The 25,913-nt window shown below is 60.9% G+C and carries 21 protein-coding genes; 10 read left to right on the plus strand and 11 right to left on the minus strand.

The window, feature by feature from the left end; all coding sequences use genetic code 11:
• Positions 1-114 precede the first annotated feature (114 nt).
• Together ABZ728_RS04755 and ABZ728_RS04760 are read left to right on the plus strand one after the other, a co-directional pair.
• A complete protein-coding gene (locus tag ABZ728_RS04755) occupies positions 115-1,455 on the plus strand; it encodes a DEAD/DEAH box helicase (RefSeq protein WP_366654702.1) in 1,341 nt (446 codons plus the stop codon).
• Between the two features lie 579 nt (positions 1,456-2,034).
• On the plus strand, positions 2,035-4,008 hold the full coding sequence (locus ABZ728_RS04760) for an acyltransferase family protein (protein ID WP_366654703.1): 1,974 nt from the start codon (positions 2,035-2,037) through the stop codon (positions 4,006-4,008).
• Between the two features lie 73 nt (positions 4,009-4,081).
• On the opposite strand, the gene ABZ728_RS04765 is transcribed toward ABZ728_RS04760, so the two are convergent.
• Positions 4,082-5,284: an aminotransferase class I/II-fold pyridoxal phosphate-dependent enzyme gene (locus ABZ728_RS04765; protein WP_366654705.1), complete on the minus strand. Its 1,203-nt coding sequence runs from the start codon at positions 5,282-5,284 to the stop codon at positions 4,082-4,084.
• A 167-nt stretch (positions 5,285-5,451) separates the two neighbouring features.
• On the opposite strand from ABZ728_RS04765, the gene ABZ728_RS04770 reads away from it, so the two are divergent.
• On the plus strand, positions 5,452-6,261 hold the full coding sequence (locus ABZ728_RS04770) for a class II aldolase/adducin family protein (protein WP_366654706.1): 810 nt from the start codon (positions 5,452-5,454) through the stop codon (positions 6,259-6,261).
• A 98-nt stretch (positions 6,262-6,359) separates the two neighbouring features.
• Here ABZ728_RS04770 and ABZ728_RS04775 read toward each other — a convergent pair whose 3' ends face one another.
• Positions 6,360-8,006 (minus strand): CYTH and CHAD domain-containing protein, encoded by a 1,647-nt coding sequence (locus ABZ728_RS04775; protein WP_366654707.1) that lies wholly within the window; start codon positions 8,004-8,006, stop codon positions 6,360-6,362.
• A 644-nt stretch (positions 8,007-8,650) separates the two neighbouring features.
• Here ABZ728_RS04775 and otnI point away from each other — a divergent pair.
• Positions 8,651-9,436, plus strand: a complete 786-nt coding sequence (gene otnI / locus ABZ728_RS04780; RefSeq protein WP_366654708.1) for a 2-oxo-tetronate isomerase — start codon at positions 8,651-8,653, stop codon at positions 9,434-9,436.
• Between the two features lie 65 nt (positions 9,437-9,501).
• Here the strand turns inward: otnI and ABZ728_RS04785 are convergent, their stop codons facing one another.
• Positions 9,502-10,326, minus strand: a complete 825-nt coding sequence (locus ABZ728_RS04785; protein ID WP_366654709.1) for a dienelactone hydrolase family protein — start codon at positions 10,324-10,326, stop codon at positions 9,502-9,504.
• A 216-nt stretch (positions 10,327-10,542) separates the two neighbouring features.
• On the opposite strand from ABZ728_RS04785, the gene ABZ728_RS04790 reads away from it, so the two are divergent.
• Entirely contained in the window at positions 10,543-11,160 is a 618-nt protein-coding gene (locus ABZ728_RS04790; protein WP_366654710.1) for a thermostable hemolysin, read from the plus strand.
• A 40-nt stretch (positions 11,161-11,200) separates the two neighbouring features.
• On the opposite strand, the gene coaD is transcribed toward ABZ728_RS04790, so the two are convergent.
• The 3 genes from coaD to ABZ728_RS04805 form a co-directional block, all read right to left on the minus strand.
• Positions 11,201-11,728, minus strand: a complete 528-nt coding sequence (coaD, locus tag ABZ728_RS04795) for a pantetheine-phosphate adenylyltransferase (RefSeq protein ID WP_366654712.1) — start codon at positions 11,726-11,728, stop codon at positions 11,201-11,203.
• Positions 11,725-14,541, minus strand: coding sequence for a DNA gyrase subunit A (gene gyrA / locus ABZ728_RS04800; protein WP_366654714.1), 2,817 nt, complete (start codon positions 14,539-14,541; stop codon positions 11,725-11,727). Before gyrA ends, coaD begins: the two co-directional genes overlap by 4 nt.
• 157 nt (positions 14,542-14,698) lie before the next feature.
• The gene (locus tag ABZ728_RS04805) at positions 14,699-16,102 is read right to left on the minus strand and encodes an MATE family efflux transporter (RefSeq protein WP_366654715.1); all 1,404 of its coding nucleotides are present in this window, start codon (positions 16,100-16,102) and stop codon (positions 14,699-14,701) included.
• Positions 16,103-16,344: 242 nt separating this feature from the next.
• Here ABZ728_RS04805 and arfB point away from each other — a divergent pair, with 242 nt between their 5' ends.
• Complete coding sequence (gene arfB / locus ABZ728_RS04810) at positions 16,345-16,764, plus strand: alternative ribosome rescue aminoacyl-tRNA hydrolase ArfB (RefSeq protein WP_366654716.1); 420 nt, start codon at positions 16,345-16,347, stop codon at positions 16,762-16,764.
• A 39-nt stretch (positions 16,765-16,803) separates the two neighbouring features.
• Here the strand turns inward: arfB and ABZ728_RS04815 are convergent, their stop codons facing one another.
• The 3 genes from ABZ728_RS04815 to ssb form a co-directional block, all read right to left on the minus strand.
• The gene (locus ABZ728_RS04815) at positions 16,804-17,289 is read right to left on the minus strand and encodes a hypothetical protein (RefSeq protein WP_366654717.1); all 486 of its coding nucleotides are present in this window, start codon (positions 17,287-17,289) and stop codon (positions 16,804-16,806) included.
• Positions 17,290-17,344: 55 nt separating this feature from the next.
• Positions 17,345-18,592, minus strand: a complete 1,248-nt coding sequence (locus ABZ728_RS04820; RefSeq protein ID WP_366654719.1) for a cupin domain-containing protein — start codon at positions 18,590-18,592, stop codon at positions 17,345-17,347.
• A 254-nt stretch (positions 18,593-18,846) separates the two neighbouring features.
• A complete protein-coding gene (ssb, locus tag ABZ728_RS04825) occupies positions 18,847-19,356 on the minus strand; it encodes a single-stranded DNA-binding protein (RefSeq protein ID WP_366654721.1) in 510 nt (169 codons plus the stop codon).
• A 375-nt stretch (positions 19,357-19,731) separates the two neighbouring features.
• On the opposite strand from ssb, the gene uvrA reads away from it, so the two are divergent.
• The 4 genes from uvrA to ABZ728_RS04845 all read left to right on the plus strand — a co-directional run bounded on the left by uvrA (position 19,732) and on the right by ABZ728_RS04845 (position 24,373).
• Positions 19,732-22,593 (plus strand): excinuclease ABC subunit UvrA, encoded by a 2,862-nt coding sequence (gene uvrA, locus ABZ728_RS04830; protein WP_366654723.1) that lies wholly within the window; start codon positions 19,732-19,734, stop codon positions 22,591-22,593.
• 618 nt (positions 22,594-23,211) lie between these two features.
• Positions 23,212-23,811 carry a PAS domain-containing protein gene (locus ABZ728_RS04835; RefSeq protein ID WP_366654725.1) on the plus strand — a complete coding sequence of 200 codons (600 nt, stop codon included), beginning with the start codon at positions 23,212-23,214 and terminating at the stop codon, positions 23,809-23,811.
• Between the two features lie 87 nt (positions 23,812-23,898).
• Positions 23,899-24,159, plus strand: a complete 261-nt coding sequence (locus ABZ728_RS04840) for a hypothetical protein (RefSeq protein WP_366654726.1) — start codon at positions 23,899-23,901, stop codon at positions 24,157-24,159.
• Positions 24,146-24,373 carry a hypothetical protein gene (locus ABZ728_RS04845; protein ID WP_366654727.1) on the plus strand — a complete coding sequence of 76 codons (228 nt, stop codon included), beginning with the start codon at positions 24,146-24,148 and terminating at the stop codon, positions 24,371-24,373. Before ABZ728_RS04840 ends, ABZ728_RS04845 begins: the two co-directional genes overlap by 14 nt.
• 79 nt (positions 24,374-24,452) lie before the next feature.
• Here ABZ728_RS04845 and smpB read toward each other — a convergent pair whose 3' ends face one another.
• Both smpB and dapA read right to left on the minus strand, forming a co-directional pair.
• Positions 24,453-24,926, minus strand: a complete 474-nt coding sequence (smpB, locus tag ABZ728_RS04850) for an SsrA-binding protein SmpB (RefSeq protein ID WP_366654729.1) — start codon at positions 24,924-24,926, stop codon at positions 24,453-24,455.
• A 101-nt stretch (positions 24,927-25,027) separates the two neighbouring features.
• Positions 25,028-25,903 (minus strand): 4-hydroxy-tetrahydrodipicolinate synthase, encoded by an 876-nt coding sequence (gene dapA, locus ABZ728_RS04855; protein ID WP_366655091.1) that lies wholly within the window; start codon positions 25,901-25,903, stop codon positions 25,028-25,030.
• Between the last annotated feature and the right edge of the window lie 10 nt (positions 25,904-25,913).

The following is a 25,913-nucleotide window of genomic DNA, read 5'->3' on the forward strand; positions in this document are numbered from 1 at the left end:
GTGCCCAGCGCACATATCTCGGCGGCTGATCTGCACAAGCTTCCCCCTAATAGAAGATTGCGTCCCTGACTGTCGGCTTCGTCGGCGGCATGGACCTGGAATGAAAGTATCCTCTTGACTCATTTTACTGATCTCGGCCTTGCCGAGCCCATCCTTCGCGCCGTCACGACCGAAGGCTATACGACTCCGACCCCGATTCAGGCCGAGTTCATCCCGGCGATGCTCAGCGGTCGCGATATCGTCGGCGTTGCCCAGACGGGCACCGGCAAGACGGCGGCCTTCGTACTGCCGCTGCTTAACCGGATTGCCGAAGGTGGCGCCCGTCCGCAGCCCAAGAATTGCACGGCCCTGATCCTGGCGCCGACACGCGAGCTTGCCAATCAGATCGCCGATAACATCCGCACCTACGGCCGCAACGTCCGCCATTCGGTGGCTCTGATCGTCGGCGGCGCCAAGCCGGGTCCGCAGATTCGGGCCGTCGCACGCGGCGCCGACATTGTCGTCGCCACGCCGGGACGCCTGCTTGACCACATGTCGACCGGTGCCATCCGGCTCGACCGGACAACCACGGTAATCCTGGACGAAGCCGACCAGATGATGGATCTGGGCTTCATGCCGGCGATCCGCCGGATCCTGGCGACCCTTCCGGCAAAGCGTCAGACGGCGCTGCTGTCGGCGACCATGCCAAAGCCGATCCGCGCCCTGGCGGCGGATTTCCTGACCGATCCCGTCGAAATCGCTGTCACGCCGCAAGCGCAGCCGATCGAGCGGATCGAACAGAAGATCGTCTTCGTCAATCGTGGCGACAAATCAGGCAAGCTGGTCGATCTGCTTTCGGTGGCCGAGGTCGATCGCGCGATCGTCTTCACCCGCACCAAGCACGGCGCCGACAAGGTCGCGCGCCATCTGCAGAATGCAGGGCTTTCGGCCGGGGCCATCCACGGCAACAAGACGCAGAGCCAGCGTGAACGGACACTTGCGGGCTTCCGCGCCGGCCGTGAATCGATCCTGGTCGCGACGGATATCGCCGCTCGCGGTATCGATGTCGACGGTGTGTCCCATGTCGTCAACTTCGACCTGCCCAACGTTCCGGAATCCTACGTTCACCGGATCGGCCGGACGGCACGGGCTGGCAACAGCGGCATCGCCATTTCGCTTTGCGACGGCGAGGAGCGCGGCCTGTTGCGTGACATCCAGCGGCTGATCGGCTATGGCGTCGGTCCGGACGGTGTAATGATCGAAGGCGCCGCGCCGGAACCCCGGCCGCAATCGAACGGCGGACCGCGTGGACGCGGCGGCAAGCCGGGCGGCGGTGGGGCCGGACGGCCACGCCAGCAACAGAATCGCGGCGGTGCTCCGCGTTCGCAGGGTCGCCCGAACGGCGGACCGGGTGGACACGGACCAGCCAAGACCGGCGATGCCGGCGGCCGCCCGCGTCAGCGCCAGTCTGCATAACTATCGGACCTGCTGCTGAGCCGACCTGGTCGTTTCAGCAGCGATTCATGACGAATAGAATGGCCCGCCTACCGGCACCCCCGGCAGGCGGGCTTTTTATGTTCGGCGGGCGCCGCGCCTTCGGATCAATCATCCTTCCACCGTACGGCGCGCGCCACCCATGCCTGGGTCGGATATCCTTGCCACCCGGCGTTCGGCGATCGCCCATGGCAGTCGTCGCCCAGCACGCCTTCACATCCCGGTCGCGCCGGCAGGAAAGCGATTGCCTACCCAACGTCGCCGACGGAACTTGGCCCGCTTGGAATTCGTGGAATATCGCAGAGATAACGGCCCACAATTCCTTCTATGGATTGTGTCGATGCCTCAGATTTCGCGGCAAATCAGGCGCCACCAGATGCCATTCCGGATCCGACACAAGTCTTGTGTTCCAAGCCCGATGCAGTCATGTTCGCTGCGGCTGAAACGGACTAAGCTGGCATGTGTTCTATACTGTCAACCATTCAGGAAAACTGTATGAAATTGAATACAATATAGATTATTTGAACAAAAACATAATACGAAATAAAGAACGGACGAACGATGGCGAGCACCCGTATCAAACCGTTAGCGGCCAAACGTCTTGATATTCAAGCGTTGCGAGGATTGGCAGTCCTTGGCGTGATTCTGTATCATGCCACCGAAAATGTGTCCGGCGGCTTTCTCGGCGTCGATATTTTTTTCGTAATCTCCGGGTACATCATTGCCAGCACCGCAATTCACGAAGTGAACACGACAGGACATTTCTCTCCAAAATTGTTTGTCATGCGTCGGATTCGGCGGCTGGCTCCCGCACTAGCCGTAGTCGTGACAGCCGTACTTTTACTGTCAATGCTGATCGACACACCTCAGCATCTGGCGCGAACCGTCCCCCATTCCGCATTGGCTAGCCTCGCAGGTGCAGCGAACATCTATTTCTATATAGAGGCCGAAGATTACTTCGGCGGATTTGAATCGAATCCTCTATTAAATATGTGGTCACTCGGCGTCGAGATCCAGTTCTACCTACTGTTTTCCGCCACCGGAGGATTCTTTTCGTTCATTATCGGCCGAAAAATTTCGACGGCACCGGGCAAGAATTTCAAGACATTCACCCGGTGGTTATGGATTGCATGCCTCATCGCGTCTTTATGGCTGGCCCTCGCTCTCGCAAACAACTGGCAGCTTCTTGAATTTCGCGACATTCGCGCATTTTCATTCTTCTTTACAGGATCGCGGCTTTGGCAATTTTCACTGGGAATAATAGCTGCAACAATATGCACTACTATTTTAAGGCGCAGCACACTCAGGCCGATGATCTGGGTACTCCAGATTTTTTCCCTGTTGGTGATCGCCTACAGCTTCGCGACTGTTTCAGATACGGCCGTGATCCCGGGCAACACATCGATATACACGACGCTTGCCGTAGCATTCCTGCTCTGGTCTGGGGCGCTTGACACTGGACCAACAAATCATCTTATCAGCAACGCAGCACTGGTCTGGTTGGGTGATCGCTCCTATTCGGTGTATCTCTGGCAAGGACCGCTGATCGCCTACGCCTTGACGCTGTTTTCGACGAGTATGTCTGCGTTAATCGCAGCCATGATGAGCGTCGCGTTGGCTATTCCAACACATGCATTTATCGAGAACCGCTATCGATCAGGATATCGGCAAACTCAAGACACGCGTGGCAAGAGCAGTCGCGGCAATACGGCAACCTATTTCATTGCCGTCACGATCTCCATAGTCGGACTTTGGGCCGTCCCAATGATTGTCGAAAAGTACCATTCAGAGCCGGCAGTCCGGGCAACAACGCTCGATTCTGACTGCGCTCGTCAACGAGGCGATAATGGATTTGATCCGTGCCGCTATCACCCAGACGTAGAACCCGCATTTCGCGCCCTGTTGCTCGGCGATTCTCATGCGGCCGCAATCTCGCAGGCATTCGTTGATGTTGTTACAAATCGGGGCGGCATAGCGGAAGTCGCGACCGGCTCAGCCTGTGCCATGTATCCGCATCCTGAAATCCACGACTACCGGCCGAGCTGCGACGGCTACACCAATCGCGCGCTCGCATATTTGACAGATACTCCTGTCGACTTGGTCGTTGTGCATCAGTTCTCAGAGATCTACATTCATCGGCTCCGCGTCGGATATGATCGATGGTCCCGGCAGGCAACTATAACGGCGCAGGATTTGACTACAACCGGAGCGCACGTTGCGGTAATAGGCGACTCGCCTCGATCGCTCCTCTCGGTGGGAAGGCCAATCTGGGCGAGCCAATGGTTGTTGGATCTGTCAGCATCAGTCGAACTCCGTCGAGAGATCGAGGAAGTTGAAAGAGTTGCGCTGGCGCGCGCATCGTCGTCAGAGACATCGTTCCACAGCACCCTGGATGTGCTGTGCGAAACTGGCGGACGGTGTGCTGTCTTCGACAACGGTGGGTGGCTGTACACGGATGACGACCACCTCTCGGTTTCCGCGAACCGATTGCTGCAGCCGCTCATTCACGAAGTAATAGATTCTGCCGGCCTTTAAATTTGTGCCGTCCGAGAACTGCCTTGTGTTTCTGGTGGGGGTGAGCTCGATATCAGCCCCCTCCTCCGAAGTTCTACCCTCGCATGTGATGTGCCGACCAAGACCCGGCGCCCTCGGCGACGAAGGCGGCGATCCGGCGGCATGCTTCGACCAGCCGGTCCTCCGGCGCGGACAGGCTGATGCGCACGAAACCCTCGGCGCCGCCGCCGAACCCTTCGCCCGCCAGCAGCGACACGCCGTAACGATCCAGTAGCCCGTTGGCAAAGACCTCCGATCCGACGCCGGTACCGCGAATATCGGCCATAACGAACATGCCGCCTTCGGGTTTGCGCGCGACCAGGCCGTCGATGCCGCCGAGATTGTCGCAGACCAGGTCGCGTCGGGCACGGAAGCGCGCGCAGAGGTCCGTGGCGCTGGTATCGTCTTCGGCCAGGGCGACCGGCACGGTATCCTGCACGAAGGGCGGCAGGCCATAGCTGGTGCATAGCAGCAGGTTGCTCATCGCTTCGGCCAATTGCGGCGGAACGACCGCCCAGCCCATCCGCCATCCGGTCATCGAATGGGATTTCGACAGGCTCGATATGACGACCGTCCGCTCGATCATGTCCGGCAGACTGCGCGCGCTGGTGTGCGGACGATCATAGACCAGCGACCAGTAAACCTCGTCCGACAGCAGCCACAGATCCCGCGTGATACAGATATCGGAGATGGCCGCCAGTTCCGCCCGATCCAGCACAACGCCGGTTGGATTGTGCGGCGTAGTGACGAAAATTGCCTTCGTACGGCTTGAGACCGCAGCGGCAATCGCTCGCGGATCAGTGCGGAAACCGCTGTCGGCGCTACTTGGCGCCACAATCATCGTCGCGCCGCAGGCGCCGAACACCGCCTCGTAGGTCGCGTACATCGGTGCCGGAACGATCACTTCGTCGCCAGGCCCCAACAGACACATCGCCGCCGAGAACAGCGCGTTCTGCGCCCCTGTCGTCACGATGATGTCTTCCGGTGCGGTGGCGGCACCCGTGCGCCGCTCGTGCGCCGCGGCAATGGCGCGGCGGGCCCAAGGCTCGCCCGCAACGGGGGTGTAGTGGGTTCGGCCGCTGTCGAGCGACCGTTTCGCCGTCTCTACGACCGCAGGTGGTGTGCCGGTGTCGCTGTCGCCGACGCTGAGCACGATAACGTCGTCACCACGACGCTGGCGATCGATCGCGCGGCTATGGATGGCCCAGGCGCGGGACCCCTCGTTGCGTATGCGGTCCGTCAGCGGCGACAATCTCATTCTCAACCCCGGTTATACAGATCACACGTTCGGATTGCACAATCGTGCGGTGGACTCAACGGCTTTCTCACTCCAGGCCGCCGAATGCCGCCTCTCGTGAGCGCCCGGGCATTCGTGATATTCATTCTTCACCAAAACACACACCACATACGAGGCGGGCCCTGGCCATGACGACATCAGCAATGAATGAAGATTTGATTTCTCGCCATTCGGAACCCGAGCGGGTCGAAGCCCACCACCGGTTTCAGCTGGCCGCGTTTTTCCGGCTGCTCGCCATGTTCGGCATGACCGACCACATCTATACCCATGTGTCGGCAGCCGTTCCCGGTGCCGGCGGCCAACGGCACTTCCTGATCAATCCCTATGGCCTGCGGTTCGAAGAAGTGACCGCATCCAACCTGGTCAAGATCGACATGGATGGCAATCCGGTCGAGGCGACCGAATACCCGGTTAATCCCGCCGGCTTCACCATTCATAGCGCCATCCACGCGGTACGGCACGACGCCATTTGCGTCGCCCATACGCATACGCGCGCCGGCATGGCCGTGGCCGCGCTGAAGGACGGGCTGCTGCCGATCAGCCAGATATCCCTGCAGTTCCATGACCGGCTCGCCTATCACGATTACGAGGGCATCGCACTGGATCTTTCCGAACGCGAGCGGTTGCAGCGCGACCTTGGCGACCGCGATGCGATGATGCTGGCCAATCACGGATTGCTGACCGCCGGGCGCTCCATTCCGCACGCCTTCTCGCTGATGTATTACCTCAACAAGGCCTGCGAAATTCAGATCTCGGCATTGTCGATGGCCCGCGATCTTGTCCTGCCCCCGGCCGATGTCTGCGAGCACACGGCCCGTCAGTATGAAGCGGGTCTCGGAACTCCCGTCGATGCATTCATCGAGAGCGACGGGCTGGAAATGGAGTGGCAGGCATTCGTCCGATTGCTTGATCGCCAGGATCCGTCATACCGGAATTGACCCGGCCGACCATGCGACAGCCAAGAGCGGTCACTCGCTCGAAACCGCGCTGATATCTAATCGGCCGCTTCGGCCCTCGTTTTGGTGGAAAATGAGTATTAACGCCAGAACGGCTCGGCATTCCTGAACCGGTTCCATATCTTGTCGGTCGCGGCGAGCGCCTCGGCCGCATCGCGATCGATCCATCCGATGGTCCTACCGGCCACCAGACCGAACTCAATATCGGCCTTCGCGGCCAGGTCCCGGCAAAGGTTCGTCAAGAGCGCGTCAGCGACCGCAGCGTCGTTCATGCGGCCGAGCCGGTCCTGGATCGATTTCAGCGCTTTGCGATAGCCCTTGACGCTTTTTGTCTTGTACAGCCCGCTAAAGAAATCGACGCTGTAGCGCAGTTTCTTGACACGCTTTCGCACTGCGTGCCGGGCTTCGGTGTCGAGTGTGGCGAACAGGGCCGCATCAGTGGTCACTTTTCGGTGCTGGGCAGCAAGACGTTTTGATGCCAGTGCCGTCACCGACCGGTCGAGGCGGTTCGGGGCGGGGCAGCCGTTTCGCCATCCCCGACTTTCGTACCACCAACCCAGCCAAATCGTGAATCGGCCGAACGCGCCGTCATCGATCATGGCCGCGACCGACCGATGGGCAGCCGCCCGCCGCTGCTCCACCGCCACTTTCAAGGCATCCCATGCCGGTTCCTCTTGCAGTGTCGTACCATTCCCGGCGCCAAGGCGCCCGGCAGGAAGGGTTTCGATTTGCAGAACGTCCCAATCCCGGGCCGGGCCAAGCGCCGCTGCGATCATCCGCGCGCCCTCCCGCAATCGATCACGGTCCTCCTGGGGCAGGACCGAGCGGAACAAGGCTTCAATCGAGCGCAGCCGCCTGGTGGCAACCCGCATCTGGTGGATGCCTTCGGCCACCCCTTCCCGCGCCGGTTCGGTATTTGCGACCAGGTGGAATAGGCATTGGGAAACGACAGCCGCCAAGGCATCGTCGGTCGAGATGGGCTTGCGCTTGGTCCATTTCGGATCGGGAGCGGCAACCCAGGTCGGAGAGGTCAATTCAGAGGAGTCGGCAGGGACCTCGGCCAAACGCCATCCCATGGCGGCCTTGTTGATCACGGACGGTCTGACAGGCAGATCGGCGGCTATTGCCATGGCAAAGCGATAAAGTGAATCAGGCCGGCCTTCGATCAACTCCAACTCGATCTCCGCGATCGGCGCCTTCCGGCCGCCGGCTGCGACGGTACCGCGATCGATCGCCATTTCGATGACCGCCCGCTCGCCCGTTGGCGCCCCGTCGCCGAGGGGGCCGGCTGGCAAATCGATAAGGTGCTTATCACGGCGGATATCTGTCTCGAATATCGGTTCCAGGCGATTGCCGAGCACGATCTTCCGAAGCAGGGACTCATGCGCTGCTGCCGGGGCGACCAGGTCTCGATCGGGGTCCCACCCATCGACCGGCGCCGACCATTCACAACGCGTCAGAGCGGCGCCGTCCTTGGGGGGAGCAGTTTTTACGGTCTGGACGTAGCCTCCGCCTTCCTTGCGGACCCTGAACGTGATGCCCCGCTTCGATAGCTGCCGATCGGCGGTATCGAAATACCGGGCGGTCAAGGTCTCTTGCGTACCAACGTCGCGCGCATGGGCCGCAACGACCGGCAACATGGATATGCGGTTCAAGGCATCCGCCGCCATCAGCAGCTTCAGTTCGGTTTCGAGAATTGCTGCCGATCGAGGATGAGGTCTCTTCACAACCTGGAACTCCGGTGCCGCTGAGATCAATTTCAAAGAGGTCTGTAGAGATTTTCGCCGGGATATGGTTGCTTTGCCGCCCGACATTCTTTGCTATTCGATGAGCGCCTTCAAAACATAAGATAGCACCGAATTAATTGGGTTCTCTCACCACAGATACAATCCCGGCTCGCGTCGGCTTGGTAAGCATCCAGCGGCACCGACAGCGTCACTACCGTGCCGCGCTGGACGAGCGAACACCAATCCGACACCTGACACGACTCGGCAAAATGTCTTGGATTTCGGGCTTTTCAGGCTGTGACCCAAGGTGTGCGATTCTCGCTTGACAGGCATGCAGCGAGGACGTTTGCGCCGCGATGCCGGACGGATTACTTAGGCTTTAGAGTGAAACGCGAACCTAAAGGAAAACGTCATGTCGGTGTTTAACGAAGTCGGCCTGTCGGTTTTCGGTGCGGTTACTTTGCTGGCCGCGATCAGCTTTGTATTCGGCTGAACCGATCAAAGAAAAGGGGGACGCGCCTGACGGTCCCCCTTATGCTTTCCCTCAGCAGTTCCGCCGACGATAATTTCCTGCGACAAAGCTTTCACCGGCCATTGAAAATTCTGTACCGGATCCGTGCCATACTCTACCATTCAATGTCTTCATGGTGAGTTTAGCAGCAAATCTATCGATGCTCTTCACGGAGCATGATTTCCTCGACCGGTTCGCCCATGCGCGCGAAGCCGGTTTTCGTGCTGTCGAATTCCTGTTTCCTTACGATCATTCGCCGGAGGCCGTGGCCGAAGCCGCCAAAGAAGCCGGCGTCGCAATCGTCCTGTTCAACTGCCCTCCCGGCGATTGGGACGCGGGCGAGCGAGGGACCGCCGCATTGCCCGCGCGCCTGAGCGAGTGCAGAGCCGGTATCGACAAGGCGCTGTCCTATGCGAAAGCGCTATCGTGTCCGCGCCTGCACCTGATGGGCGGCGTGGTCGGATCGAAGATCGACGCGGCTGACGCGCATCGAACCTATATCGACAATGTCCGCTATGCCGCCGATCGCGCGGCCGAGAGCTGCAGAACGATTTGTATCGAGCCGCTGAACAGCCGCGACGTACCCGGCTATATCGTCGCCACGACCGACCGGGCTGCCGAGATCATCGCCGAAATCGACCGACCCAATGTCCGGCTGCAATTTGACTTCTATCACGCCCAGATCATGGAAGGCGATCTGATCACACGCCTTCATCGCCATTTCAATCTGATCGGGCATGTGCAGATCGCTGGCGTCCCCGATCGCCACGAACCGGACCTGGGCGAAATTGCGCCCCATGTCCTGCTGAGCGTTCTCGACGATATTGGATATAGCGGACATGTCGGCTGCGAATACCGGCCCGCGGCAGGAACGCTCGCCGGTTTGGGATGGGCCAGCGATTATCTGACGCTGGCCTGATCCCGTAGACCGGGCCGGCCCGGAGCGGGGCGATCTGGACCGGTCTACTGGCCGCATGGCCGGTATCAGTCCAGCGTTTCATCGAGGAAGTCGAGCATGGCCTGCCAGGACGCCCGATCCGCCTCCAGGTCGTAATCGCCGCTTGACCAGACGGTAAAGGCATGGCCGACGCCGCCGAAAATCATGGCTCGATGATCGACGCCCGCGCCGTCCAGTTCTTCCGTCAGGACCGCGAGATCGGCCATGGACGAAACCGGATCGGCAGAACCGTGCAGCAGCAGCATCGGCTCGTCGAGGCCGCCATAGTCCTGACCCTCGGGCGTGCCGAGCCCGCCATGGAAGACGACATATCCTTCGACATCGTCCGCCCCGGCACGCGCCATTTCCAATACGCCGGCGCCGCCGAAGCAATAGCCGATGACAACGACATCGTCGTCATCCACACCATCGATGTCGCCCAGCGCCTCCAATCCCCCCATCAGACGCGCGCGGAAGGTGTCACGATCGCCATACATGGCGCCGCTGGCTTCCTGGCTTTCCTCGGTCGATTGAGGGCGCACATCCTGCCCGTAAACGTCGATGGCGAATGCGGCATAACCTTGCGCGGCCAGCATGTCCGCCCGGCGCATCTCGTATTCCGTCAGTCCATCCCAATCATGAACGATCACGACCGTCGGACGATCATCGCCCAGCGCCGTATTTCTGGAGAGATAGCCTTCAAAAGTTTCGCCATCGACCTCGTAGATGACGGACTCCCCGACAATCTCGGCCGAGGCCGAAAGCGGCGTCAGCGCGAGAACCGAGCCAAGTGCGGCGCCGATAGCAGTGGCGGCTGCTGCACGGGTGTTGGTAGGGCGCGGTGTCCGGCGATGCAGATTTTCCGAGAACATGTCGTCCGTCTCCCTCAGTTGGATTGTTGATCCATTTCATACGCCTAAGAGATGCGTCCAGCGGCGCCCTCATCAAGCCTGCCAAACCCGTGCGCCCCCAAATCGCCGGCGAAAGCGCAATTTTTTATTACTCATGCGCGTACAAAAGGACATATTATAAACTTTTAGTTGCTTTAATGTCTTTCCACCCTCGATGGCGCGGCGGGAGATCGGAAAATGAATGTCATGTCGATGGAAGCTTTACGGGGCGATGGTCAGAACTGCGACGCAACCCGTGTCATATCGGCGGAGCGTGGTTCAACCGGATGGCAATTGGCAGTCCGCCTTTATGATGCGCTTTCGGTCCCGTCCGGAGCCGCCATCATGCAGAAAGGCGGCAACGCTGGCGGCAGCTGTTTCCCGGCCGAGCCGGAAGCATACCATCTGGCGATCTCTGACAACCGGGCCGCGGATATGCCGGGTATGCCGCGGGAGACCGGGGCCATCGCCTGCGCCGGCATCAACTGTTCCAGGGTACCGTTCCTTGCCGAGCAGTTTCTGAATGAACCTGTGGAACGATTACTCTCTCGCGCTGAAAACCGGACGATCTCGCGCCACAGAATTCTGGAAGTCTACCCGCTCGTCGCCACGGGACGCCACGAAGCCGATACCTTGATAAAGGCATTGGTGATGTTCGCGGAGGCCGGTAACCGACAATTCATCCTGTGCCTGACAACCCGCGGAATTCGCCTGATGCTGCGGCGTCTGGGCGTCGCTTTCGCCATCATGGCCGACACGGGACCGGCGCCCTCCACCGATCTCAGAGTGGCTGCGATACGGCTGAGCGGTTATTGATCTCTGCGCCGTGCCGAAGCGGTCGGGTCCGAACCATGGTCTATTCGGCGATCCGCACCTGCTTCTCGCGCGAGAACTGGGTCTCCAGCCGCTGGGCCACCCGAGGGCTGACGAAATGGGTGACGTTGCCACCCAACCGCCCGATTTCCTTGACGAAACGGGATGATATGAACTGATTGCGATCGGATGCCATCAGAAAGACGGTCTCGATCGTTGGATTGATCTTGGCGTTCATTCCGGCCATCTGGAACTCATACTCGAAATCCGATACCGCCCGAAGTCCGCGCACGATCATGCTGGCCTCGACCGATTCCGCGAAATGCATCAGCAGATTGTCGAACGGGCGGACCTGAATCGTAGCGCCGGCCTGAACCAGCGGGCCCACCTCTTCGCGCACGAGTTCGACGCGTTCATCGGTCGAAAACAGCGGCCCTTTCCCGGCATTCCGCGCCACGGCCACGATCAGCTCGTCGCACAAGCTCATCCCGCGCTGAATAATGTCGAGATGCCCGTTCGTTATCGGATCGAACGTACCCGGATACAACGCAACCCGCCGCTTTGGGGTCATTCGTCGTTCCTCCCGCCTGTATCGCCGTCCTCCGGCTCTTCATTGTTTTCTGTCGGGCCGATTTCTGTTGGGCCGATGCCAGCTGGATCGATCCCGGTCGGGTCTGTTCCGGCCGACTCGCCGTCCTCGGGCTGGTCTTCGCCGGCATCATCGACCACCGCCGCAACCGACACCACCCGTTCGCCCGGCGCGACGCGAAAGACTGTCACACCCATGGTCTTGCGGGCGGCTATACGGACATCGTCAACCGGGCATCGCATGACTTGCCCGCCATCGGTAACGAGGATGATCTCCGCCTCGTTGACGACGGGGAAGGATGCGGCGATCGCCTTGTTGCGTTCGCCCATCTGCATGTTCCAGATACCCTTGCCGCCCCGCCCGGTCCGGCGATAGGCATAGGCTGACGACCGCTTGCCAAAGCCGGTCTCGCTGATCGTAAGGATAAACTGCTCCCGCTCTTCCATTGCGGCAAAAGTCTCGGGGTCGATCTCGTAAGCGGCCGCTTCGGGTGCGTCCTCGCCGTCAACGTCCTCGCCTTCGGCCTGTCGCAGTGTATTCGCGCCCTTGAGATAGGCCTGCCGCCGCTCGGCGCTGTCCTCGCTGCCTTCCAGCACCGACATCGAGATGACGCGGTCGCCGTCCGCCAGCCGGATCCCGCGAACGCCCGTGGATGTCCGCCCCGAAAACACCCTGACATCGGTCACGGAAAAGCGGATGCACATACCGTTGCGGGTCGCCAGAAGAATATCCTGATCCTCGCGGCAGGTGCGGACCGCAATCAGCGAATCGCCGTCATCCAGCTTCATCGCAATCTTGCCATTGCGGTTGATCTGGGTGAAATCCGACAACCGGTTGCGCCGAACAGTGCCGCTGGCCGTTGCGAACACGACGTTCAGACCGCCCCACTCTTCCTCGTCTTCCGGCATCGGCATGACGGTGGTGATCCACTCGCCCTTGTCCAGAGGCAGCATGTTGACCAATGCCTTGCCGCGGCTCGTCGGGCTCCCCAGCGGCAGGCGATAGACCTTGAGTTTATAGACAATGCCGCGTGACGAGAAAAACAGCATCGGCGTATGCGTATTGGCGACGAAGAGATCGGAAACGAAATCCTCTTCCTTGGTCGCCATACCCGCACGGCCCTTGCCGCCGCGTTTCTGGGCGCGATAGGTCGAAAGCGGCACCCGCTTGATATAGCCCTGGTGACTGACGGTGACGACCATGTCCTCGCGCTGGATGAGGTCCTCGATGTCCGTCTCGAATTCCGCCTCTTCGATCACCGTGCGCCGCGGCGTGCCGAATTTCTCCTTCATCTCGTCGAGTTCGTCGCGGATGATCGTCAGCAGCTTTTCGCGGTTGCCGAGGATCGCCAGATATTCCGCGATCTGATCGACGACCGCCTGAAGATCATCGCTGATTTTCTCACGCTCAAGGCCGGTCAGCCGGTGCAGGCGCAGATCCAGGATCGCCCGCGCCTGCGTCTCCGACATGGAATACGTGCCGTCCTCGTGCACGGGCCGGTCGGGCTCGTCGACGAGTTCGATCAGCGGCGCGATATCTCCGGCCGGCCAGCGGCGGTCCATCAATTGCTGGCGGGCCGTCTGGGGATCGGGCGCCTGACGGATCAGCGTGATGACCTCGTCGATATTGGCGACCGCCACCCCGAGACCGAGCAATGTATGCGCCCGCTCGCGCGCCTTGCCGAGCAGATGGATCGTCCGGTTGATGACCACCTCTTCCCGGAAATCCAGGAAGGCGCGCAATACCTGGCGCGTCGTCATCAGTTCCGGGCGGCCGCCGTTCAATGCCAGGCAGTTGACGCCGAACGACGTCTGAAGCTGGGTGTACCGATAGAGCTGGGCCAGAACGACATCGGCATTGGCGTCGCGCTTCAGCTCGATGACGACACGGACGCCGTCCCGGTCGGACTCATCGCGCAGGTCGGATATCCCCTCGACCTGCTTCTCCTGCACGACCTCGGCGATCCGCTCCATCATCTTGGCCTTGTTGACCTGATAGGGGATCTCGGTAACGATGATGGCCTGACGGTCCTTGCGGATGTCCTCGATCGCGACCTTTCCGCGCACGACGACGCTGCCACGGCCCGTCAGGGCCGCGGCGCGGCTTCCAGAGCGGCCGAGAATGACGCCGCCGGTCGGGAAATCGGGGCCCGGAATCAATTCCAGCAGCGTCTCCGCGCGGATATCCGGGTCGTCGATCATCGCCTTGCAGGCGTCGACCACTTCGCTGAGATTGTGCGGCGGAATGTTCGTCGCCATGCCGACGGCAATACCGCCCGCACCGTTCACCAGCAGGTTGGGAAACCGCGACGGCAGCACGCTGGGCTCGTGCGTCGTCTCGTCGTAGTTGGGTATGTACGACACCGTATTCTTGTCGATGTCGTCGAGCATGGCTTCGGCCGCCTTGGCAAGCCGAGCCTCTGTGTACCGCATGGCCGCCGGCGGATCGCCGTCCATCGACCCGAAATTGCCCTGTCCGGAAATCAGCGGCAGGCGCATCGCGAAATCCTGCGCCATACGAACCATGGCGTCATAGATCGCCGAGTCGCCGTGAGGATGGTACTTACCCATCACATCACCGACGATACGCGCCGACTTCTTGAAGGGCTTGGTGCTGTCGTAGCCGCCGTCCTTCATCGCGAAGAGGATGCGGCGGTGGACGGGCTTCAGCCCGTCCCGCACATCGGGAAGTGCCCGGCTCACGATCACGCTCATCGCGTAATCGAGATACGAGCGCTTCATCTCGTCTTCGATGCCGACAGCTTCGTGCGGTGACGGATTGACGGTGTCGCTCACGGAAAATCCCTGAAATGCGGTTGGTCTTCACGGGACACACCGCCGGACCGGCGCAAATGCGCCGCCGACGCTCGTCCGCGTGCGCGGTTTAGCACAGTTGGAAGCAGCCCACAATCTGGCCTGCGACACCGCTGCGGGGAGCGGGTCCTTGCCGTCGTTACCCGGCGGCGGCCGAGCGGATGCGGGCATCGCGCGCGGCCAGCCATTGAAAGCGGACGATCAGCAGGCCGACCGAGACGATGCTTGCGACCAGGATCGCTTCCATCAGTCCCATGGCACCGTGATCCATCACAAACGCCAGAAGGTAGCCAACTGGCACCATGACGCCGAAATACGACAGAATGTGGGTCGACGTCGGTATCCAGGTATCGGCCCGCCCGCGCAGAGCATTGGCAACCACGGCCTGTCCTCCGTCGACCACCAGGACGAGTGCGGCAAAGGCGATCAGCGGCGCCGTCAGCGCCAGCAGTTCGGCGTCCGTCGAGTAGAACCCGGCAAATGCGACAGGCATTGCCGCAAAAACCACGCCGATGCCGCCCATCAGGACCGTGTTCAGCCCCAGGCCCGTCCAGCCGGCGACCACCATGTCGGCGGTATCGCGCCGTCCATGGGCGTTACCAACGCGAACGGCCGTCGCCGCACCGATGCCCAGCGCGACCATGAAGACGATACCGACCAGATTGAGGGCGATGGAGAATGCGCCCAGCGGCAGGACGCCCAGCCAGCCCGCCATCAGCCCCAGGATCGAAAAGGCCGTGGCTTCGGCGCCGATGCTCGCCCCGGCGGCATAGCCGATCATCCGTTGGTGCCGCCAGGCACGCCAGCCACCCTCGGCAGGACGGCGGACGGCAAAACGGTCCCGATCCGTCATGAACCAGACGAAGGCAACCAGGAAAACGGCGCCGAAAATCCGCAGGCTGGTGGTTGCCCAGGCTGATCCGGTTGCCCCCATCGGCGGAATCGGCCCCACGCCGAAAACCAGCACCCAATTGAGCACGATGTTCAGCAGATTGGCGATGATCATGAACACCATGCCCGCCATCGGGCGGCCGATGCCTTCCAGGAAGAAGGATGTCGTCAGGTAGATCATCAGAAACGGCAGGCCGATACCAATGACGGTCATGACCTCGCCGCCGCCGCGGCTCAGATCGGCAGACTGGCCGGTCAGGGCCAGGAAAGGGCCGCCGGCGAGCGACAGCGCCCAGCCGGCCACCCCGATCGCCGCGGCATAAGGCATCGACCGGCGCCATGCCGCCCCGGCTTCCTCGGGTCGGCCCCGGCCCATGGCATTGGCCGCGACCACCAGCGTCCCCATCAACAGGCCGAGGCTGCCGACATAAAGGGCATTGATCGGCGCCAGTCCTATCGACTGATAGGCCAGTTCCTCGGAACTGAAACGACCGACCATGACGGTATCGACCAGCGCCATGGACAGCACGCCGACACGCGCCACCATCACGGGAAACGCGAGGCGGATCAGTTCGGAAAGGTGACGGCGAATGCGGGCGACGGCCCAGCCTAGGGTCCCGGTCTCTGGCCCGGTCGCTGGCGGGGTGGACATTTCTTTCACCGACAGGTCGAAGCGGCAGGAACGATAATGAGTCAGCCGCTGCAAAACAGGGTGCGTCGGGCTTCCGCGTCACGGGCACACGCCCAACGCGCCGGTTGCACCATTGCGGCGGCGGGAACCGTGGGATACATGACAGAGCGGGATTTGCAAAGGGAAAGCCGCCAGCGTATCGGGCGATGCCGGTTTTCACGATCCCGGCACTCGAAGTGACGAGTTCGAAGGAACGGGGCAGCATGCGAATTACCGGATCGATCAGCCTGGACCCGTCGGAAATAGAGGAGACATTCCACCGTGCGTCCGGCCCGGGCGGACAGAATGTCAACAAGGTAGAAACGGCGGTTCAACTGCGGTTCGATGTCCGCAACTCGCCATCCCTTGACGAGGAAGTGAAGGATCGTCTGACCTCGATCGCCGGTCACCGCATGACGCGTGACGGCGTTCTCGTCATTACTGCCCAGCAGCACCGAACGCAGGAACGCAACCGTCAGGATGCACGGGAGCGTCTGGCTGACCTCATTCGCCAGGCCCTGGTCCGACCGAAGCGGCGTCGGCCAACCCGGCCATCACTGGGCGCCAAGCGCCGACGCCTCGAAGGCAAGAAAGCCCGGTCGTCGATAAAATCCCTGCGGTCCAGCAAACCGTCTTCCGAGTGACGCCATCGGCGCCACCGGAAGGCCCTTCGGTAACTGTTGTCAGATGTTACGGCCGTTGCCCACCGGGTCCGAGCAGTTGCCGCCGTCGCTGTCGGTTCGGCCACTGGTATAGGTCCGTGAGTTCCCGCGTCCCGAGCCTGACGGATCGGACCAATTGCCCAGGTCGCCGTCGGTGATACCACCACGGCGATAGCCCGATCCCCCCCGGCCGTTTCCACCCGGGTCGGAGTTGTTGCCGCTATCACCGTCCGTCATGTTCGAACGATACGCCCGGCACGCGCCACGGCCGCGGCCGCCGGGATCGGAATATCCGCCGCCGCCGTCGCTGTCGGTTGCGGCCTCTGCGGTCCCCGTGCTCAGGCCTACACCCGCAGCCGCCGCAACGCCGGCCGCCAGCCCGGCCCCGCGCAGCAGTACCGAGCGCCGCCCCAGGCTGGGCGCAACGCTGATGTCGTCATCGGTCAGGCGCGTGCTCTTGTCCGGCCCGCCTGCCCCCACACCTGTCTTTTCGACATCCTTGGTCATCGCTGAGAATCCTGTTGATTGTTGATTAATTCCAGAAGTTCTGCCGGCACTCGCCTCAATCGGCGGTCAATACCCCCTCTTTGACGAGGCGCCGGACCAGCACCAGCCGGCTGTCCGGATCCAGGTCCCCGGGCAGCGTTGCGGACGTTTTCGGGCCGGGCCGCAAGAGAGCTTCGAGTTCAGGGCGCACATGGAGCGGAAATTTCAGAACGCGCCCGAATACATAGACGCCCAGCGTTTCGTCATCATGGGTTTCCAGGCGGAAAATCAGGTCGGGCCGCGTTCGCAGGGACGTTTGGGCGTCAAGTGCCGGCAGCATTGCCAACGCCGCCAATTGCCCGGGAACCAGCGCCATGCGGGTTTCAGCCAGATCGTCGGCAAACTCCCGCAACACCGCCCCAACATCGGTCTCACGGCCCAGGGCGTCGACGATGTCCCGGAAGATTCCCGCCGCGCCCGTCGCATCGAATCCATCCGCATGAAATCCGGGCGGCAATGCCTGTCTGATCCGCGGGTTGGTGAGCGACAGGGCGTCCACTGCCGCATGCAGGGCTTCGCGCCAGGTCGTCGACATGCAACCGAGCGTGATGTGCAAGGACATGTCGTCGGTGGATTGTGCATCATGGACCACGCCGCGCGGGACATAGGCGATATCACCGGCGTTCAGCGTGAAGCTCCGCGTGACAGCGCCCAGTTCGTAAGACTTGGGATCGAAATGGACAGTGCGGTCCGGCAATGTCATGGGCGTGTCATAGATCTTCCACGACTTCGAACCGGCGACCTGGATGACGAATACGTCATGACTGTCCCAATGCGGCTTGAATCCCTGAGCGGATCCGGCCGGCGTGAAATAAACGTTCGTCTGGAACCGATAGCCGAAGCGCGCTTCCATGGCCCGGCACAGCTGCGCCAGCGGGCCGTGCCGGCCTTGCAGTTGCTGCAGGATAAGGGTTGCCCCTTCGGCGAACAGGCCGAACGCGCGAACCGGATCCACAACACCAGTTGGAAACAGATAGTCGTCGGGCGCGATCTCGCGCTTGGCATCCACCATGCTGAGAACGCTGCCGTCCAGACCACCCGTTGCGACAAATGCGTCGAGATCGTCGAGGGACAGGAAACTCTTGAAGTATGACGGCTGATCCCGATTGACGACCAGGACATCATTTTCCCAATACTCGGCGAAAAACCTGTCGACGTCGATCGGGAACAGAAGGTTTTCCAAAGAAATGCTGCCAGGTTCCGGCCCATCCAGAGGCTCGCCGGACGAGGGTCCATTCGCGGAATGGATCAATGATACTGTCATCTCAATGCGCCGGTGTTGGTTTTTTGTCTATACTTGATCGGCGAATCGCGTAAGGCCACCCACCTTGTCTCTACTATGAGAGGTCTTGAGCTGACAGGCAAGCCGATTTAGCAAGAATATGTGTAAAAATAGACGTTAAGAGAAAATTTATTACTATCTATGAACGAACATTATGAAGCCCGACAGCCACAGCGTTTAAAGACGCCGTGGCTGACCGGACAATCGGTCCTTATCCCTGGAACGGTCCCGGGGCCTTAGAACGGGATTTCGTCATCCAGATCGGAACCCCGACCGCCACCGCCGCCGGAGCCGCCACTGGACCCGTAGTCGCCGCCACCGTAGTCACCCGACGACCCACCCTGATTTCCGCCCTGGTACCCGCCTGCGGGAGCGCCACCACCGTCACCGCCGCCACGGCCATCGAGCATGGTCAGGTTGCTGTTGAAGTTCCTGAGGACGACTTCGGTGATCGTGCGCTCCTGGCCCGACTGATCCTGGAACTTGCGGCTTTCAAGCTGTCCCTCGACATAGACCTTCGAGCCTTTTTTCAGGAATCGCTCTGCAACGCCGACCAGGCCTTCGCTGAAGATCACGACCCGATGCCATTCCGTCTTCTCTCGGCGTTCGCCAGAGGCGCGGTCCCGCCATTGTTCGGACGTGGCAATGGTGAAATTGCACACCCGTCCACCGTTCTGGAAGGTCCGGACCTCGGGATCGCGGCCGAGATTGCCGATCAGAATGACCTTGTTGATGCTACCCGCCATCGGAGCCTACCGTTGTAATTTGTGGATCGAGAGACGATGTTCACCGGGTTCCGCCAACTGGACCCGGACCCGAAACCTGTCCCGGGTTTCAGACTCGAATTCCGGACCATAGCCGCCACCGCACAGGTGTTCAACCGGCAAGCCCGATGCCATTTCAGATTTGCGATGGCCCGCATAATGGTGTATTTCGTGATCAAATGCCGAACATAACATGTATTACCGCATGACGACCCTGACTTTCAATCTTGTCATGCTACCTCTCATTGCGGATCATGCAGGGTCCCGGGTCGAGACTCTTCGACCCATGGATATGGTGGCGGATTGGATCCGCCGCCCTCCCCTTCAACAGCCACAGCCGGTCGGGACGAACGGATAATGCTGACACATATCAGCGTCAGAGGCGCGCGGGAACACAACCTCAAGGACATCGACGTCCGGATTCCGCGTGACAAACTCGTGGTCATCACCGGCCTGTCCGGGTCCGGCAAATCGTCGCTCGCGTTCGACACCATCTATGCCGAGGGACAGAGACGCTATGTCGAAAGCCTGTCCGCCTATGCGCGGCAGTTCCTCGAACTCATGCAGAAGCCGGACGTCGATTCCATCGAGGGACTTTCCCCCGCCATCTCGATCGAACAGAAGACGACGAGCCGCAATCCGCGATCGACCGTCGGCACGGTCACGGAAATCTACGACTATATGAGGCTGCTTTGGGCAAGGGTTGGCGTTCCCTACTCTCCGGCCACCGGGCTGCCGATCGAAAGCCAGACGGTCAGCCAGATGGCCGACCGGATCATGGCCATGCCCGAGGGAACGCGCCTTTATCTGCTGGCGCCGATCATCCGCGGCCGCAAGGGCGAATACAAGAAGGAACTTCAGGACCTGCGCAAGCGGGGCTTTCAGCGCGTTCGCGTCGACGGCGCCCTGCACGAAATCGACGAAGTTCCTGCCATCAACAAGAAGACCAAGCACGACATCGAAGTCGTGGTCGACCGTCTGGTCGTGCGCGAAGGGTTGGGCAACCGGTTGCCGGACAGTCTCGAAACGGCGCTTTCGCTGACCGACGGCATTTGCATTGCCGAGGACGCGGATAGCGGCGCCCAGACCGTCTTCTCGTCGAAATTCGCCTGTCCGGTCTCGGGCTTCACGATCGAGGAGATCGAGCCCAGGCTGTTCTCGTTCAACAATCCGTTCGGTGCCTGCCCGGCCTGCGACGGCCTGGGCAGCACGACGGTCATTGATCCCGAACTTGTCGTGCCGGACCCGAAACTGTCGCTCGATCGCGGCGCCATCGCGCCCTGGGCAGGATCGTCGTCCCCTTATTACGGCCAGACGCTGAACAGCATTGCCGGCCATTTCGGTGTCAGTACGAAGGCGCCATGGTCAGAGCTTCCCGACGAGGTGCGAAACTGCATTCTACACGGATCCGGCAGTCAGAAGATCAAGTTCTCCTATGACGACGGATTGAGGTCTTACGATACGACCAAGACCTTCGAAGGCATCGTTCCCAACATGACCCGGCGCTATCGCGAGACCGACAGCAACTGGATCCGCGAGGAGATGGCCAAATATCAAAGCAGCCTGAGCTGCGATACCTGCGCCGGCCAGCGGCTGCGTCCGGAGGCGCTGGCGGTGAAGGTCGGCGGCCGCAATATCTCTGAAGCCGCCGAACTTTCAATCGGTAAGGCGGAAATCTGGTTCGGCAAGCTGGCAGAGTCGCTGTCGGCCAAGGATCGCGAGATCGCCAGCCGCATTCTGAAGGAAATCAACGACCGACTCGGATTTTTGACCAGCGTCGGCCTGACCTATCTGACACTGAGCCGCGCTTCGGGCACGCTTTCGGGCGGCGAGAGCCAGCGCATCCGCCTCGCCTCGCAGATCGGCTCCGGCCTGACAGGCGTGCTCTATGTTCTTGACGAGCCGTCGATCGGACTGCACCAGCGCGACAACGACCGCCTGCTGGAAACGCTGAAACGCCTGCGCGATCTGGGCAACACGGTGATCGTCGTCGAGCATGACGAAGACGCCATCCGGTCGGCAGATCAGGTAATCGATATGGGCCCCGGCGCCGGGGTCAACGGCGGCAATGTCGTCGCCGAAGGCACGCCGGCCGAGATCATGGCCAATCCGGCGAGCCTGACCGGACGCTATCTCATCGGCGCCGAGGCCATTCCCGTACCGCCGTCGCGCCGGCCGGGGCGCAAGGCCGGACGCAAGAAGGCGCTGCTCGGCATCCGTGGGGCCCGCTCGAATAACCTGAAAAGTGTCGATGCCGATATCCCGCTGGGGACCTTTACCTGCGTCACCGGGGTTTCCGGCGGCGGCAAATCCAGCCTGATCATCGAGACGTTGTACAAGGCGGTCGCCCGGGCGCTGCACGGCGCCCGCGAGATTCCCGGCGGCCATGACGAGATCGTCGGACTGGAGAATATCGACAAGATCATCGATATCGACCAGAGCCCGATCGGCCGGACGCCGCGCTCGAACCCGGCGACCTATACCGGGGCCTTCACCCCGATCAGGGAGTGGTTCGCCGGCCTGCCCGAGGCCAAGGCGCGGGGATACGGTCCCGGCCGGTTTTCGTTCAACGTCAAGGGCGGCCGGTGCGAGGCGTGCCAGGGCGACGGCGTGATCAAGGTGGAGATGCACTTCCTGCCCGACGTGTATGTGACCTGCGAACAATGTGACGGCCAGCGCTATAACCGCGAGACGCTTGAGGTTCACTACCGCGACAAATCGATTGCCGAAGTCCTGGACATGACGGTCGACGAAGGAGCGGTGTTCTTTCAGGCCGTCCCCTCGATCCGGGACAAGATGCAGACGCTGGCCCGGGTCGGTCTCGGCTATGTCAAGATCGGCCAGCGCGCGACAACCCTGTCCGGCGGCGAGGCCCAGCGGGTGAAGCTGGCCAAGGAACTGGCGCGGCGCTCGACCGGTCGAACTCTCTATATCCTCGACGAACCGACCACGGGCCTGCATTTCGACGATGTCCGCAAACTGCTTGAGGTTCTCCACGAGCTGGTCGACGCCGGCAACACCGTCGTCGTCATCGAGCACAATCTCGAAGTCATCAAGACGGCGGACTGGCTGCTCGATCTGGGGCCGGAGGGCGGCGACGGCGGTGGACGCCTGGTCGCGTCCGGCACGCCGGAACAGGTCGCAGGCAACACGGACAGCCACACTGGCCATTATCTGGCGCAGATACTGAAATCCGGAAAAGCCAGAAAGCTGGCCTAAAGCCGGGTCAAGTCGGTCGATAGCCTATCCGGTGACAGACCGGGCAACAGGCTGAGCTCGATTCGATCGGCGACGGCCTGCAATGCGACGGATTGTTCGGGCGGCAAATGCTGCGCTTCGGCCCGAAGGCGGCCGACAACGCCGGCATAGTGCGCGACGAGACACGGATTTTGGGCCGGCACAGATTGTGGGAAGCCGTTGCTGTCCGACGCGTTTCGGCTCGTTGCGGATCCGGCATCGATTCCCGATGCCCGTTGATGGGCTGAAGCCATGGGAGTTCAAGCTCTGAAGTCGTTGGCCCAACTCGGCTGCTTTGGGCGCCAAAAAGTGCGCGACCAGGCCGATAAATGTTGGGTATAGCCTCAACCGTTCCGCTACACAAACAACCCTGGATTTTATTTCCTAAAAATAGGCAGTGATTTTAGGAAAGTCTCCGGCACTAAGCCCGGCGACCAACGCTAAATGGTTACATGGTGTTAACTTGCAAGCTGTATAGCTAATATAACCATCCCGATTTTCCCCATTCTTGCAGCAATCTGACTTTCGGATTGCCGCTCGAAACACGAGGACTGGCGACATGGCAGGGATGCACCAACAGGACCTTAAATGAGGCTATGCATGATTGTCGAAGCGACGGACCTCAAGGAAAGCGATCGTCAACTATGGTTCTCCGCAGTGCGTCTGGCGGAACAGGCCTCCGGAACCTTTCGTGCGGCTCTGCACGACACAGACCTTCAACATTTATTCGACTATTGGTTGTATTTATCAAGAAACCACGGGGCCGCCAAGTCGGCATTCGATCCGCTCGCGGTTTCACCGATGCTGGGCCACGTTCAGATTTTCGAGGCACTGGACGACAACAGGATTCGTGTGCGCCTGTCAGGAACGCACGCCAACGGCATGATCGGTCACGACGTTACTGGCAGCTTCCTGGAAGACTATATCAGCCATGATCATACGGCGGTCCGGTATTTCCTCTATCACCAGGTTTGCAAACGCGGCACACCCCTGTTCTATACCGACTCCGTGCGCGTCGATCATCGGGATATCTTCTGGAGTCGTCGGCTATTGACGCCCCTATACGATGACCTCGGAGTCTGCCGGTATCTATACAGCGCCGTCAAACTCCACACCCCTGTGAATTTTCGGTCCGACAACGAGCTGCTGGATATCGGATTGGCCGGCCCCGATGACCTGACGGTGGGGCAGCCGGACTGAGCGATCGATCTGCCCGGACTATTGCGCGCCTTGCGCAATGCCGTTGAACGCAAGCGCACGGAAGCAAGACACGGGCCACGAGACGAAATGGCACTGCAGACCGGCCATACAGCCAGGAACGACGATCTGATGGGGCTGGAAGTCACCATCACACCGTTGTCACGGATCGGCTTGTCACTTCAGACCGTCTTTGCTGCAGGAACTGGAGAATTCAACTTTCGGCAATCCGTGACAACGGTTCATGCGTTCAAAAGGTGCACTGATGAAAAACAGAATGATCGCTTGTGCTGCGGCCGGCATTTTTTTTCTGAGCAACGCGGCGATTGCCCAGACGATGACGCCGGATGATGCGGTTTCCGCAATCGAGGCCCGGGGTTATACCGACGTGACCATCGTCGACGAAGTAGCCGCCGCAGGCTTCTACATCATCGAGGCAAAGGGCGCCGAAGGCCAGACCCTTGTCATCGAGTTCGACGCCGAAACCGGTGAATGGCTGGAAGTCCCGAGCGACAACGGCATGGACGACGGTCAACTGCAGGATGACTCCGAGTCCGATCTGTAAAAAGCGGCTGGCCGACAGACTCGACGCACCGCGATCAACGATGGGCCGTCAGGGATGAACCGCGAGCGACCCTCGCGGCTTATCCTTTTTCGCGCATCAGGCGGGCCTTCTCACGGTTCCAGTCGCGCTTCTTTTCCGTTTCACGCTTGTCGTATTTCTTCTTGCCCCGGGCGATACCCAATTCCACCTTCGCGATTCCGCGATCGTTGAAATAGACCTTCAGCGGAACGATCGTGACACGTTCGCGCTGAACCAGACCGAACAGCCGAGCCCGCTCGCGCCGCTTCACCAGAAGGCGGCGGGGGCGCTTGGGCTCGTGATTATACTGGTTGGCGGCCGGATACTCACCGATATGCGCGTTAATGAGCACAAGTTCGCCGTTCATTTCGCCGGCATAGCTATCCTGGAGATTCAATCGACCGAGCCGGAGCGCCTTGACCTCCGTTCCCGCCAGCATGATCCCGGCCTCCAGGGTCTCGTCGATGAAATAGTCGAAACGCGCGCGCCGGTTGACGCCCACTATGTTTCCCGACGGCGCCTTCTTTACGGCCATAGCCCACCTCCGATCACGATCCACCACCCGACCGAATCCCAGCCGGCCGACGCCGTGGGCGTGCGGGAGGGGAAAGGAGAAATCTCGGGCGGCGCTCTCGTCTAGCTCAGGATGCCCGCAATCTCAAGGGCAGAGCGCACGGCAGCCTTCGTGTCGTCGCCGATCCCTACCAATGGAAGCCGTACCCGTGACGGCGCTTTCCCGATCAGGTCGGCGGCATATTTCACCGGCGCCGGGCTGCTTTCGAGGAACAAGGCGCGGTGCAGCGGTGCCAGCTTGTCCCTGATCTCCGCGAAGGTCTTCAGATCGCCGGCCCACCATGCATTGTGCATGGCGGCACATAGCCGGGGGGCCACATTCGAGGTCACTGAAATACATCCGTGCCCTCCCTGCGCCAGATATCCGGCCGCCGTTGCATCCTCTCCGGACAGCTGGCAGAAATCGGGGCCGATCAAGTCACGGATTGCCGAAGGACGGGCGAGATCGTTGGTCGCATCCTTCACGCCGACCACATTGGGAATCCTGGCCAATCGCGCCATGGTTTCGACAGACATGTCAACCACGCTGCGACCCGGAATATTATAAATGAGCAGCGGAATATCGGCAGCGCCAGCAACCGCTTTGAAGTGTTGGTAAAGCCCTTCCTGCGTCGGCTTGTTATAGTATGGTGTCACGACGAGAATCGCATCGGCGCCGACAGCATGTGCATGTCGGGCAAAATCGACGGCTTCGGCGGTAGAGTTCGAACCGGCGCCGGCAATGACGGGAACGCGGCCTTTGGCTACTTCGACCGACAATTCAGTGACGCGTTTATGCTCGTCCCACGAAAGTGTCGGCGACTCGCCGGTCGTTCCGACCGGAACGATCCCGTCCACGCCTTCACCGATCTGCCAGTCAACAAACGACTGGAAACCGGCTTCGTTGATTCCGGACTCGGTAAATGGCGTGATAAGGGCAGTGAAGGAACCTTTGAACATCATGGTGAAA

Source organism: Fodinicurvata sp. EGI_FJ10296, assembly GCF_040712075.1.
In the GTDB taxonomy this organism is placed as follows: domain Bacteria; phylum Pseudomonadota; class Alphaproteobacteria; order DSM-16000; family Inquilinaceae; genus JBFCVL01.